The sequence below is a fragment of the Virgibacillus sp. M23 genome, assembly GCF_034190895.1.
In the GTDB taxonomy this organism is placed as follows: domain Bacteria; phylum Bacillota; class Bacilli; order Bacillales; family Amphibacillaceae; genus Virgibacillus; species Virgibacillus salarius.
This window is the reverse complement of sequence record NZ_JAWDHA010000423.1, coordinates 1-255: the sequence shown is the minus strand read 5'-3', so window position 1 is coordinate 255 and position 255 is coordinate 1. Positions and strand designations below refer to the sequence as shown.

Annotated in this window: 1 protein-coding gene; it reads left to right on the top strand. The window is 36.5% G+C overall.

What is annotated here, in order from left to right:
* A partial coding sequence (locus tag RVS70_RS23265; protein ID WP_321135115.1) for a transposase occupies positions 1–255 on the top strand: 255 nt, incomplete at both ends.

Here is a 255-nt window from a genome sequence, read left to right as displayed (position 1 = left end):
AAAGAAGGTACCTTTTCAATATCTATCGAATCGAACAGATAAAGCCGGATTTAAACGAACCTTTCGTGTCTATGAATGTGAAGATTGTTCGGGATGTCCATTACGCGTTCATTGTACCAAAGCAAAAAGAAATCGTAAGATTTTCTATAATGCCCATTGGGAACAGCAAAAAGCATATATAAGAGAGCAGCTTTCAAAAGAAGAAAAGGGAGAAATCTATGGAAAACGTAAATTAGTTGTAGAACCTGTCTTCGG